Source organism: Nonomuraea insulae, from assembly GCF_042656245.1.
Window position 1 is genome coordinate 49200 of the sequence record NZ_JBHSPA010000039.1, and the last position, 11681, is coordinate 60880.

Annotated in this window: 14 protein-coding genes and 1 pseudogene; 6 read left to right on the top strand and 9 right to left on the bottom strand. The window is 69.8% G+C overall.

From position 1 onward, the window contains the following. Positions 1 to 213 precede the first annotated feature (213 nt). Together ACFPZ3_RS32890 and ACFPZ3_RS32895 are read right to left on the bottom strand one after the other, a co-directional pair. Positions 214 to 519 (bottom strand): hypothetical protein, encoded by a 306-nt coding sequence (locus ACFPZ3_RS32890; RefSeq protein WP_379518192.1) that lies wholly within the window; start codon positions 517 to 519, stop codon positions 214 to 216. Then, positions 473 to 937, bottom strand: coding sequence for an RNA polymerase sigma factor (locus tag ACFPZ3_RS32895; RefSeq protein ID WP_379518193.1), 465 nt, complete (start codon positions 935 to 937; stop codon positions 473 to 475). Before ACFPZ3_RS32895 ends, ACFPZ3_RS32890 begins: the two co-directional genes overlap by 47 nt. Positions 938 to 1215: 278 nt before the next feature. Between ACFPZ3_RS32895 and ACFPZ3_RS32900 the strand changes: the two genes are divergently transcribed. Then, complete coding sequence (locus tag ACFPZ3_RS32900; RefSeq protein WP_379518194.1) at positions 1216 to 2514, top strand: tetratricopeptide repeat protein; 1299 nt, start codon at positions 1216 to 1218, stop codon at positions 2512 to 2514. 363 nt (positions 2515 to 2877) lie between these two features. Here the strand turns inward: ACFPZ3_RS32900 and ACFPZ3_RS32905 are convergent. The 3 genes and pseudogenes from ACFPZ3_RS32905 to ACFPZ3_RS32915 all read right to left on the bottom strand — a co-directional run. Continuing rightward, positions 2878 to 2979, bottom strand: a pseudogene (locus ACFPZ3_RS32905) (ArsR family transcriptional regulator); the annotation flags it as partial. A gap of 47 nt (positions 2980 to 3026) precedes the next feature. Beyond that, positions 3027 to 3815 carry a hypothetical protein gene (locus ACFPZ3_RS32910; RefSeq protein ID WP_379518195.1) on the bottom strand — a complete coding sequence of 263 codons (789 nt, stop codon included), beginning with the start codon at positions 3813 to 3815 and terminating at the stop codon, positions 3027 to 3029. Beyond that, positions 3812 to 4312 (bottom strand): SigE family RNA polymerase sigma factor, encoded by a 501-nt coding sequence (locus ACFPZ3_RS32915; protein WP_379518196.1) that lies wholly within the window; start codon positions 4310 to 4312, stop codon positions 3812 to 3814. Before ACFPZ3_RS32915 ends, ACFPZ3_RS32910 begins: the two co-directional genes overlap by 4 nt. An 89-nt stretch (positions 4313 to 4401) precedes the next feature. On the opposite strand from ACFPZ3_RS32915, the gene ACFPZ3_RS32920 reads away from it, so the two are divergent. Further along, the gene (locus tag ACFPZ3_RS32920; RefSeq protein WP_379518197.1) at positions 4402 to 4623 is read left to right on the top strand and encodes a hypothetical protein; all 222 of its coding nucleotides are present in this window, start codon (positions 4402 to 4404) and stop codon (positions 4621 to 4623) included. Here the strand turns inward: ACFPZ3_RS32920 and ACFPZ3_RS32925 are convergent. Beyond that, positions 4587 to 5060 carry a nuclear transport factor 2 family protein gene (locus tag ACFPZ3_RS32925; RefSeq protein ID WP_379518198.1) on the bottom strand — a complete coding sequence of 158 codons (474 nt, stop codon included), beginning with the start codon at positions 5058 to 5060 and terminating at the stop codon, positions 4587 to 4589. The two genes, ACFPZ3_RS32920 and ACFPZ3_RS32925, sit on opposite strands and share 37 nt — an antisense overlap. A gap of 74 nt (positions 5061 to 5134) precedes the next feature. Here ACFPZ3_RS32925 and ACFPZ3_RS32930 point away from each other — a divergent pair, with 74 nt between their 5' ends. Beyond that, positions 5135 to 6217 (top strand): helix-turn-helix domain-containing protein, encoded by a 1083-nt coding sequence (locus ACFPZ3_RS32930; RefSeq protein ID WP_379518199.1) that lies wholly within the window; start codon positions 5135 to 5137, stop codon positions 6215 to 6217. Between the two features lie 121 nt (positions 6218 to 6338). Here ACFPZ3_RS32930 and ACFPZ3_RS32935 read toward each other — a convergent pair whose 3' ends face one another. Then, complete coding sequence (locus ACFPZ3_RS32935; RefSeq protein ID WP_379518200.1) at positions 6339 to 7172, bottom strand: NAD(P)H-binding protein; 834 nt, start codon at positions 7170 to 7172, stop codon at positions 6339 to 6341. A 223-nt stretch (positions 7173 to 7395) separates the two neighbouring features. Between ACFPZ3_RS32935 and ACFPZ3_RS32940 the strand changes: the two genes are divergently transcribed. Further along, on the top strand, positions 7396 to 8148 hold the full coding sequence (locus ACFPZ3_RS32940; protein WP_379518201.1) for an SAM-dependent methyltransferase: 753 nt from the start codon (positions 7396 to 7398) through the stop codon (positions 8146 to 8148). Between the two features lie 60 nt (positions 8149 to 8208). Then, positions 8209 to 8931 carry a hypothetical protein gene (locus ACFPZ3_RS32945; RefSeq protein WP_379518202.1) on the top strand — a complete coding sequence of 241 codons (723 nt, stop codon included), beginning with the start codon at positions 8209 to 8211 and terminating at the stop codon, positions 8929 to 8931. A 425-nt stretch (positions 8932 to 9356) separates the two neighbouring features. On the opposite strand, the gene ACFPZ3_RS32950 is transcribed toward ACFPZ3_RS32945, so the two are convergent. Together ACFPZ3_RS32950 and ACFPZ3_RS32955 are read right to left on the bottom strand one after the other, a co-directional pair. Further along, positions 9357 to 9671 (bottom strand): antibiotic biosynthesis monooxygenase family protein, encoded by a 315-nt coding sequence (locus tag ACFPZ3_RS32950; protein WP_379518203.1) that lies wholly within the window; start codon positions 9669 to 9671, stop codon positions 9357 to 9359. Between the two features lies 1 nt (position 9672). After that, positions 9673 to 10287, bottom strand: coding sequence for an FMN-binding negative transcriptional regulator (locus ACFPZ3_RS32955; RefSeq protein WP_379518204.1), 615 nt, complete (start codon positions 10285 to 10287; stop codon positions 9673 to 9675). A gap of 24 nt (positions 10288 to 10311) precedes the next feature. Between ACFPZ3_RS32955 and ACFPZ3_RS32960 the strand changes: the two genes are divergently transcribed. Further along, positions 10312 to 11649 carry an aminotransferase class I/II-fold pyridoxal phosphate-dependent enzyme gene (locus ACFPZ3_RS32960; protein ID WP_379518205.1) on the top strand — a complete coding sequence of 446 codons (1338 nt, stop codon included), beginning with the start codon at positions 10312 to 10314 and terminating at the stop codon, positions 11647 to 11649. The last annotated feature ends 32 nt before the right edge of the window (positions 11650 to 11681 follow it).

Genomic DNA, 11681 nt, shown 5'->3' on the forward strand with positions numbered 1-11681 from the left:
GTGCAGGGTGGTGCGGCACAGGATCGTCCGGGATGTTCGCGCGACGCCATTTAGAGGTGTGTGTGTGTTTCTCACCTGGCCGCCGAGCTGCGGTCGGGGACATCGCGGTGGCTGGGCGCGCAGCTGATGTCGTGGGAGGAGTGCGCGGTCCTGGGCCGCCCTCGTCAAGGGCGCGGGCCGTTCTCGCTGATGCGCAGGAGGCCGGGAGGACGATCAGTCGTGGTGCGGTTCCTCGCTGGTCCAGCCTGCCGTGTAGACGTCGGTCTCCTCCAGGGGGGTGCCCGGCCCCAGCCCACGGAACGACCCGTCCTTGACGACCTGCCTGCCACCGATGAGCTGGTAGGTCTTCGGCTCAAGGATGATCGTGTACTCGAAGGCGGCGCTGCCATCCTGTATCTCGCCGTCCGCGGCGATCGCGATCCCGCTACGGCCGTCGGAGGTCGTGACGCCCTTGGTCCGTACACCGGGCAGGTCAGCGAGCAGACGGAACGTCGCGGCCCTGACCTCGGCGGAGGCCACGGTCGCCGTCGTTGAGCGAGGTGATCGCTTTGGCGATGGCCGGCTGCAACCCCTGGGCCGTGACGCTGGTGACGACCCGGTGTTCCGGTCCCTCGACGGCGAGGTCGGGCGACTGGCGGCCCATCGCCCGCAGGGCGCGCATCTCGGCACGGCGCTGCATGCTGATCTGGTTGGTCGCGATGCCGTACAGCCAGGTCCTGACGCCGCTGCGGGTGGCCTCGTAGCGCGACCTGTTACGGAACGCGGTGAGGAAGGTGTCGGCGACGACGTCCTCGGCGGCGCTCAGCCCCAACCGGCTCGCCACATAGCGGTGGATTTCGGCGAAGTGCGCGTCGAATATCGCGGCGAAGCGCGTGCCGCACCCGCGGTGGAAGACCGCGACGAAGCAGCACACCCCGCGCTTCACCCCCACCGACATGGGCGCATGTCATCGTCGGTTGCGGCCGTGACACGACCATGACGCGGCGCGGACGAGGCGGGAACACGGCCGGTCGAGAGTGGACGGGGTCGACCGGCGGGCGAGTCGCGGAGTGCGCGGTGAAACCCCGGGGCGTGTCGCGGGTGCTGGTGATCGTGGCGCCCCGGCGACTGCGGCGTCGCCTTCATCAAGCAGGGCGAGAGGAACCGGCCGGAGCTGCTTTGACCGCCCGCTGGACAGAAAGTCACGCCGAAGGTGATCACGAAGAGGAGAAGGTCTTGGCTGATGACGGAGGATGGGACCGGCGTTCGTTGTTCCGGGGCGCCGCCCTGGTGGCTGGTGCTGCCGCGACCGCGCCGCTGCTGGGCGGGGCGGCCACGGCGCTGGCCGCCGACGGTGACGCCGACGCGCTGTTCAAGGCCGGGAAGTTCGAGCAGGCCGGCAGCGCGTACGAGGAGATCCTGAAGAAGGACCCCAAGAACGTGCGGGCGGCCCGCCAGCGCGGCTATATCGGACTCCTGGGCAACAGGTTCGCCGACGCCGAGAAATACCTCAAGATGGCCATCGGGCTGGCCCCCGACGACAAGGATGCCAACTACTTCCTGGCCGACTGCTACATCCGGCAGGACAAGTTCGCCCTCTCCGCACCGCACTGGAAAGCGTCCGGCGACGATGCCTACGCCAAATGGTTCGCGGCATTCAGCGGCAAGCCCTATCAGGTCCACGGCGACATCGCGCGGCTGCCATTCCAGCAGATGGACCCGCTTCCGCTGGTAGAGGGCTCGGTCAACGGCGGACCGCCGAAACGCTTCATGTTCTACACCGGCGCCCCGAATCTGAGCGTGAGCGCGACGGTAGCCAAGGAAGCCGGGCTGAGCGCCGTCGCCAGTCAGAAGATCGAGTACGAGAACGGCAGCATATGGATGTACTACGGGATACTGGACTCCTTCAAGCTGGGCGGCATCGAACTGCGCAACGTCCCCGTGAGCTGGTCGACGACGGAGTCGGGCGCAGATGTCGACACTGACAAGGACGGCCTGATCGGCACGTGGGTGTTCTACCACTTGCTGACCACCTTCGACTACGCGGGCCGGTCGCTGATCCTGCGCCCCAGAACCTCCGAAACGGCCAAGAAGGCACGCGCCGCCGCCACCAAGGCGGGTGCCGAGCCCCTGCCGATGTGGCTGGCCCGTGAGCAATATGTGCACAGCATGGGCAGCATCGCCGGCTCCGGCCAGCAGGTGGTGGGCGTGAACCTCGGCGGAGGCGGCACGATGGCCGCGGTCGTGCTCGCGGACACTGCCGAGAAGCTGGGGGTCCGCACCGACCTCGACCGCTCGATCGGGACGTTCGCCCACAGCCACCCAGCCGTCACCTACCCCTGCTACCCGAAGGAGCTCCGCCTCGGCGACATCACCGCCAAGGGGATCTACTGCGAGAATCACCCAGGGGCCGAGATCGCCCCCTTGGGGTTCGACACGCGAGTCGCCTTCTTCCACTGCTTCTTCAAGCCCAGCAATGTCACCCTCGACTTCACCGCCATGAACCTCTACGTCGCCAGCGGCAAGGCCGCCTGATCACCGCGACCGCACGGGAGTCGTAGGAGCCGCCGGCTCGTACGGTCGCGGGTGGAAGGGCGAACCAACAGCCCTTCCACCCGCGACAGGTACCGCACACGGTAGTGTCCCGGGCGCCGCAGCAGCCCTGCGCGGCCGGAACCCGGCGACCTGCAGAAACGTCCGGAGCAGTGTTATCGCGGTGCAGGGCGCCGGATACATCTTCGAACATCCAGACCGAACCTGCGGGCGCAGTCACCGTGTGAAGTTCGCCGCCGATGGCCATTAGCGAGAAGCAGGGGCTGATCATCGAGACTCCTCAGAAGTGGCGGGCGAGCAGGCCTCGTCGGCGGGGGCGCTCTCGCCCTGGTCGACCAGCAGCACCAGGCAGGCCAGGTGGTTCGAGACGTTGCCGCGCGTCACGCCCAGGCGCTCGGCCAGGTCGGCGGGGTAGGCGGGCTCGTTCAGCAGCTCCAGCAGCAGACGCCGCTCTTCACAACCTCAACCCGCCCGCTCGACATCGTGCCCGGCGGTCATGGAGTGCTCTGCACGGGTCCGAAGGTCGCGGGGGTCTCGGCGGCCGGGTGGTCGTATACGCCGACCGCCCACTCGCCGGACCGCTCGCCGACCTCCGCCGAGAGACGTTCGAGCACGTCCCGGCGGGAAAGCGTGGCGCCGGCCGCTTTCTCGTCGCACGTCGCCGACTTCGTGAACTGCCGGCAGCGGCCGAGCTCCTCGGCGACCTTGACCACAGGCGCGTCCGGGGGGAAGACCCACACCTGGATCGCCTGCCGGCCCTTGAGCCATCCGGAGGGCGCGGAGAGCCGGTCGTGGTGTCCTCCCACCCCATCTCCGCACCGTCCGGACGTGCCGCCCCGTTCACCGCCCTTGAGTGAGGTCGAGACGACGACCCAGGCCCGGGGATCGCCGCAGACCACCTTGTAGCCGGTGGAGACACTTGTCGGCGTGAACGTCACGGTCTTGCCGGCGCCCGTGGTGTTGAAGCGCTGGGAGTGGATGAGGGAAAGGCTGAACCTCTCGGCTCCCAGCACCACGGGGAAGCTTTCCGGCAGTTCCGGGGGCGCCTCGACCTGCGCCGAGCTGGGCGGCTGGGCCGCCACCACGGACCGGTCCGTCAGGATGGGGCCCGTCAGAAATACGGCGGTGGCGGCGACGGTCAGTGCCGCCCCGACGCTCAGAGCGCGCCGGGTCCGGCGGGTACGGCGGCCTCGCCGGATGATCGCGTCGAGGTGGGGGACCGGTTCCTCACCGGTCGCGTGCTGCTCCAGGAGCGTGCGCAGGTTGCTCTCCGTATGCCTCATCGCTGAAGCTCCTCCAGGCTCATGGTGCGGATGTCCGGATCGACCCGGAGACGGGTCAGGGCCCTGCTGAGCTGGCTCTTGACCGCGCCCAGCGAGCAGCCGACGATGTCGGCGACCTGGGTGAGCGTCCGTCCCTCGAAGTAGTGCAGGACGATCACCGCCCGCTGGCGTGGTGACAGGGTGCCGATGGCGTTCCACAGCGCCGCCCGGTCGTCCACCGCGGCGGCCTGGTCATGCGGGTCAGCCGTCTCGGGCAGGGTCTCGACCGGCACCTCGCCGCGCCACAGCCGGCGCCACCACGAGGCGTGGGTGTTCACGATGATGCGATAGACGTACGGATCGGGGTTGCCCTCGATCCGCCGCCAGGCCACCCAGGCCTTGGCCAGCGCGGTCTGTACCAGGTCCTCGGCCGTGCCCCAGTCCCGGGCGAGGAGGTACGCCATCCGGCACAGCCGTAGATGGCGGTGCGCCACGTACTCGGCGAACCCGTCGTCCATCAGTCATCTCCGTCTCATCGTCTCCAGCGATGACTACTACGCGGGAGGTACGTTCGGTTGACAGACGGTTCGATGGCGAAGGTGGCACGGTGGCGGAGGCTGACTGGGAGTCGCATCGTCGCGCCGTGTTCGGGGCGGCCTACCGGATCCTCGGCACGGTGGCGGAGGCCGAGGCTGCCGGACCCGGCGGCAAGGAGGTCAAGAAGTGGATCAACCGGCGCATCCACCCGCCGGTGGACGACGCCTCGAAGATCCTCGCCGCCACCGATCGTGTCTACCTCGAGATCCCCTTCTTCCCAGGTGATGAATGAACCCGTGGGGGAACCGTCGCGGGTGAGCGGAACCATGCCGCGCCACGCTGGGTGTCCATGTATTCGCGGACCCGCCTGATCAGCCCGGACTCGCATTCGAAGATGAAGCAGTATTCGTTGTCGTAATGGCCGCCGTGGGCGAGGGTGGCTCGCAGGCGCATCTCGACGACCACGGTGTCGCCGTCGGCGTGGAAACCGCCGAAGTCCATGGACACGTCGTCGACGAAAACCGTGGCGAACTCCTGGGTCAGGAAGCGCACGATGCGCTCACGCCCGATGAGATGGTGCGTTCCGTCGATGGCGAGGGAGGTCGCGTTGCCGGCGGGGGCGAGCCACTCCGCGTCGGTGGTGAAGACGTCGCGGACCCGGTCCGCGTCACGCGTGGAGAAGATCCGCCACGCGTCGATGACGAGCTGCTTGTTCGATGCCGCACTCATGGGCCGAATTCTCGCGGGTCACGGATCGCCGATCTGGCCAGATTCGGCCAGCTTCGGGGTGCCATGCTGGATCGGTGAACGCAGTCGGCGCCGTCGTGACCACCGGCATCTACTGCCGCGACGACTGCCCTGGCCGCCCCCTCCCGGCGAACACCACCCGCTATCCCTCCGCAGCCGCGGCGGAGGCGGCCGGGTATCGCGCCTGCCACCGCTGCCGCCCGTACCGGCAGGAAATCCGCGCGTCCGCGGGCATGCCGGAGCTGGTGTGCCGCGCGGTCCGGCTCATCGCCGGCGGAGCGTTGGACGGCGCGACGGACATCAGCCTCGCCGGTCGGCTCGGCGTGTCGCCGCGTCACCTGCGGCGCGTGTTCCTGCAGCATGCCGGGGTCACGCCCGACCAGCTCGCCCGCTCACGGCGTGCGCACTTCGCCCGCCGGCTGCTCGACGACACCGACCTGCGCATCGCCGATGTCGCCTTCGCCGCGGGTTTCGGCAGCGTCCGGCAGCTCAACCGGGTCCTCGCCGAGGTCTTCCACGGCACCCCGCGTGAGCTGCGGGCCCGGCGACGGGTCACCGACCGCCTCCAGGCCGACGGCGGGCTGGCCATCCGGCTCGTCCACGACAGGCCGCTCGACTTCGCGGCTGCCCTGCGCCACCTGTCCGTACGCGCGACACCGGGCGTCGAGGCGGTCCGCGGCGGCTCCTATCGGCGTACCATCCGGGTCGATCACGACCCCGGCATGATCGAGATCAGCCGGCGGTCCCCGACGGAACTGCTGCTCGTCGCCCATCTCCCCCGGCTGGACGGCCTCATCCACCACGTCCGCCGGGCCCGGCGCATGTTCGCCCTCGACGACCCCGCGGAGACGTGCGGTGGCTGGGATCCGTTCGAGGACGGTGTGCACGACATCGTAAGGAACGGGGTACCGGACGCCACGCGGGCACGGACCGTCATGGGTGACCTCGCCGGCCGGTACGGCGCGGTCGTGCCCGGCCTCGCCCCGGACGGCCTCACCAGGATGTTCCCGCGACCCGGCGTCCTCGCCGACGCCGATCTCGACGCCCTGCCCATCCCCGGCGCCACCGTCCACGCCCTGCGGTCGTTCGCGCGCGCGGCCGGTCGGCCGGCTCCCGGGGTCACCGGCCCAGCACGCTAGATGCCACGGGTCCGGTACGTGCAGCCCGGGTCGGAGGAGGCGCTCGTGTCGAACCGGAGGCGGGCCCGCCCGTACGGGCGACGCGGCGACGGCCTTGGCCGCCGCGCGCCGGGGTGGGGAGTCAGGCGCGCAGGAACTGCTCGATCGTCGTCGCAGGGCGGCCGAGCAGGGTGGCCAGCGCGGGGTCGGCGGGTCCGAAGTCGCCGCGCCTGCCGGCGGCGAACATGCCGACCAGCATGTCGGCCGCAGGGGCGGGCAGGCCGGCGGCGAGCAGGTCGTGCCGGTACTCCTCGTCCGAGATGACGACGTGCCGGATGTCCCGGCCGGCGATCTCGGCCACGCGGCTCATGTCGATCGCCTCCGGGCCGGTCAGCGGCGGGGTGGGGCCGTCGAACGGGCTGTCGACGAGGATGCGCGCGGCGGCCTCGGCGAGATCGGCATGGGTGGTCCAGGCGATGGGTCCATCCTCCGGTACGCGCAGTTCGCCGGTTTCGAGAGCCTTGCGGAGCAACATCGGGACCGTCGAGGCGTAGAAGCCGTTCCGCAGTGAGGTGAACGCCGTTCCCGCTGCTCGCAGGGCTTCCTCGGTAGCGGCGTGGTCCGGCATCGGGGGGAACGGTGACGACGGGTCGGCGCCCATGTGGCTGGTGTACAGGATGCGTTTCGCCCCCGCCGCCACGGCGGCGGTGATGGCGTTGCGGTGTTGTCGTACGGAGTCGTCGCCGATGCCGTTCACGGAGACGATCAGCACGGCCGACGCGCCCTCGAAGGCCGTTTCCAGGCTCGTGGGGTCGGCGAAGTCCCCTTGGCGGACTCGTACGCCGCGTCGTTGCAGGTCGGCGAGCTGCCGCGGGTCGCGGACGCTCACGCCGATCTGCTCGGCGGGCAGGCGGTCGAGCAGGTTGGCGACGACGGCACTGCCGAGCAGGCCACTCGCCCCGGTCACGATGATCACGATTGCTCCTATCGATGGAATCACTATGACGATATCATTGAAATTATCAGTGGAAACGTATCAGCGATATCGCTGGAATAACCAGTGGACGGGGCGGGCAGGGCTGTTCTAACCTCGCGCGCACCATCGGTTCCACGTGAAGAGGTGCATTGCATGACGGTTCGGGCGCGTATCCGGCTCAGTCACGTACGAATCGCGTCTTCGACCGTTAGGAATCTCAGAAGTGGATCTTCCACGTAGCTTCACCATCCGCGAGAGCGGCCATCGCATCCTCAACCCCTTCACCCCCGGCAAGCTCGCCACCCTGGGCCAGGCGCTGGCCCTGCCGGCCGGCACCCGGATGCTCGACCTGGCCAGCGGCAAGGGTGAGATGTTGTGCACCTGGGCGCGCGACCACGGGGTGAGCGGCATCGGAGTCGATGTCAGCACCGTGTTCACGACGGCGGCACGGGAGCGGGCCGTGGAGCTGGGAGTGGCCGATCGTGTCACCTTCGTCCACGGTGACGCCTCGGGCCATGTCGCCGACGAGCCGGTCGACGTCGCGTCCTGCATCGGCGCGACCTGGATCGGGGACGGTCTGACCGGCACCCTCGAACTGCTCGAACGCAGCCTCCGTGCCGGTGGTCTCCTGCTGGTCGGGGAGCCGTACTGGCGGATCGATCCGCCGGATCAGGCCACTGTCGAAGGTTGTCACATGAGAAGAGCGGACGAGCTTCGTTCGCTGCCCGGGCTGCTCGCCCGGTTCGGGGAGCTCGGGTGGGACGTCGTCGAGATGGTCCTGGCCGATCAGGACAGCTGGGACAGGTACGCGGCGGCGCAGTGGCTGAGCGTCCGGCGCTGGCTCGATGGCCATCCCGACGATGAGCTGGCGGGGGAGATGCGGGCGGAGCTGACGACGGCGCCGGTTCGGCATGCCCTCTACCAGCGCGAATACCTCGGATGGGGAGTCTTCGCGATCATGAGGCGTCCGCTGTAGGTTCGAGGATTTTTGATCTGAGCCGGCGGGCGCGGGGTTGCGGGTACCGTGCTGCCGGTGATGATCAAGAGGGTTAGCGTGCGGTCCGCCGCCGTCGTGGGGGCGGCGGCGGTCGCCGTGCTCGGGGGGATGACCGGGCCGGCTCAGGCGGCGGAGAACTACGGGCAGTACTCCCGCTTCGCCGAGCGCAGCGCCGGGCAGCACTGGGCCGATGGGCAGGTGGGCGGGCAGTGGACGTGGAAGCCGCTGTCGTCCACGACGTCGGAGATCAGCTGGGGAGACCCGAAGACCTGGCCGCCGAGCTACGCGGAGAAGTTCGTCCGTGCGGGTAACTGGCTGATGCTGGATGGATGGCGGGACAACGGTACGTACTACGACGTCAGGGTCACCAAGGAGCAGATCGGTGACGCCAAGTGCGGAAATTTGCAGACTCTCGCCACCTCTGGGCGGCAGCACTACGTCAAGTGGGACATTCCCGCTCAGGGGTACTGCCTGAAGGCCTGGGGGACGATCACCGAGCAGTCGTCCGGGAAGGTCGTCGACTTCGGGCACACCCAGATCTGGTCGCCCGCCGCTTCCTGCTCCAACCAGTACCTGGGCAACCAGACCTGCGTCAAGCAGTGGGAGTCCTGGTGGGACAACCAGGGGAGCCCCGGTAAGCCGATCACCAGGAAGCTGGAGCGCGACCAGTACCTCGCGCGGGGGAAGGGGATGGCGTTCAAGATCCATCAGTACTTCCCGAAGGAATGGAAGTCGGAGGCTCGGTCGTACTGGACCTGGTGACTTCTCCTCTCATTTCGGGGATGTCCCTGGGCCGGCCGGGGACTTTTCGTAGGGCTCAGGGGGCGCGTTTGTCCCACCGTCGTCCACAGGGTGTGGGTATCGGTGCGTGACGGTGCTCAGCGCTGTCGGGAGGCCCGTCACGCCCCGTCATCCGGTTTGCATCCTGAGGAGTCCGGGCGGTGTGGTAATGGGCGGCGGGCTTGTCGCGCCCGGGCGAGCGAGCCGGGTCGGCATGGCGCTGAACTGGGGAAACGTCCTGTCGGCCGAGGTGGGGGCCGGGGGACACGGCGTCGGTGTCGACGCGTGCTCCGGGGGCCTCGGGGACGGTCGGGCGCGGGGCTGTCCGCCCTGCGGACAGCGGCCCCGGAGCGCTGGGGCGTCGTGGAGTTATCCACAGATTGGGCCTGTTATCCACAGGCTGTGGGTCAGTGCTCAGGAGTGGCGGCGAGGACGTCGTGGTGGGTGACTGTGGTGCCGAACGTCAGGAGGGCGGCTCGGGCGTCCGGCTCGACGACCGCCGTGTCGATGTCCTCCCCCGCGAAGCCCTTGATCGCTTCGAGCGACTCCCAGAGGGTGACGACCTGAAGCTCGACATGGTCCCCCGTGGCGCGCCGGAGAAGGTAGGCGCCGCGGTGGCCGGCCACGTCCTGGAGTTCGGGCAGGACGGCGGTCGTGAAGTGGCGCTCGTAGGCCTCGGCGCCGGTGGGGGTGGCGGTGGCGTGCCAGATCCTGGCGATCATTTCAGCTGGTCCGTCTGAGCTGGTGGGACAGGGCGGCGGCGTCTCCCGGCAGGCCGCGCGCGGCGAGCCCGGCCGCGACGCGCTCGTGGACCTCGGGGCGATGGGCGTCGTACTTGAACTTGGCCCGCACGTCCACCACCCGCAGCCGCAGGCCGCGGATGGCCGACAACCTCTTGTGGTACGGCCCCGCGTCCGCGGCCACCTCCCCGTAGTCGCCGTCGGGCTGGTGGTGGGCGAGCTGGTGACGCAGGATCTCCGCCTTGCCCTCCCTGTCGTCCACGATCTCGGCCTGGCAGACGAGCTGCACGGAGGCGTAGTAGCTGGTCGGCACGCCGTTCTCGGGGGAGTCGTCGCGCCAGCCGGTGGGGATGTAGGCGTAGTCGTCGTGCACGCTCACCACCGCCACCGGGTTGGCCTCCAGCGCCGCCCAGATCGGGTTGGGCCTGGCCAGGTGGAGCACGACCTCCGTGGCTCCGTCGTACAGGAAGTGGGTCGGCACCAGCACCGGGGCCGCGCCGTCCACACCGTTCACCGCGATCTGGCCGAAGTCGCGGGTACGCAGCCAGCTCCGCCATTCGTCGTCGTCTTGGGCGGCGTCCCAGGGGTGGATCAGCACGATGCCTCTTTGTGTTAGTACATAATGGATTTTGTGCTGGAAACATACACGATCGCGGGTGGGACGGCCAGTGAGATAGCGGCCGGGGTGGAGGTCGCCGTGTCCGAAGGGCGGCTTTCACCAGGCACGATGTTGCCGCCGGTGCGTGAGGTGGCGGTGCGGGCCGGGGTCAGTCCCGGCACGGCGGCGGCGGCGTACCGGCTGCTGCGCGAGCGTGGCGTCGTGGAGACCGCGGGGCGACGCGGGACGCGGGTCAGGTCGCGGCCGGCGAGCACGTTCCGGGAGGAGATCCGCATCGACGTGCCGCAGGGGGTGCGCGATCTGGCCAAGGGCAATCCCGACCCCCGGCTGCTGCCGCCGCTGCACGAGGCGCTGGCCGCCGCGGCGCGGGCGCATGAGGAGCGGCCCGCCATGTACGGGACCGGCGACGATGACGAACTCCTCAGCCTGGCAGGGGAGCGGTTGCTGGCGGACGGGGTGCCGCCGTCGCCGATGGCGATCACCTCGGGCACCCTCGACGCGGTAGAGCGCGTGCTGGCCGCCCACCTGCGACCAGGGGACGCGATCGCCGTCGAGGACCCGGGATGGACGGCCCTGCTCGACCTGGTCGCCGTCATGGGGTTGCGGCCGGTGCCGATGCGGCTCGACGACGACGGGCCGTTGCCGGAGGAGCTCGGGCGGGCGCTGCGTGGCGGGGCACGGGCCGTGGTGATCACCGCCCGTGCCCAGAACCCGACCGGGGCCGCCGTCTCCGCCGCCCGGGCGGGGGAGTTGCGGGAGGTGCTCCGGGCGTATCCGGAGGTGCTGCTGATCGAGGACGACCATGGCTCCGGGTTCGTGGATCTGCCCCTGCATCCGCTGGCCGGCGTCACGTCGCGGTGGATACTCACCCGTTCCACGGCCAAGGCGTTCGGGCCCGATCTGCGGCTGGCGTTGATCACCGGCGATCCGGTGACGTTGGGCCGGTTGCGGGGGCGGCAGCGGCTGGCCGCAGGGTGGGTGAGCCATCTGTTGCAGCGTGGCGTCGCCCACCTCTGGCGTACCGGGGCGGTGGACACCGCCGTGGTCGCGGCGGCGTACGCGGGGCGCAGGGACGGGCTGGTGTCGGCGCTGGCCGCGCGTGACATCCCCGCGTACGGCCGCAGCGGGCTGAACGTGTGGATCCCCGTCGCGGACGAGTCCACCGCGATCACTCGGGTGCTGGCGCGTGGCTGGGCCTGCGCGCCCGGGGCCAGGAACCGGATCGGCACGCCGCCCGCGCTGCGGCTGACGATCTCCTCCCTGGACGTGGCGGAGATCGAGCCGCTCGCCGACGACCTGGCCGCCGCCCTGCGCCCGGCCTCCAGCGGCCGATACGGCTAGGCATGCTTCACGTGAAACCCCGCAGCGCGATC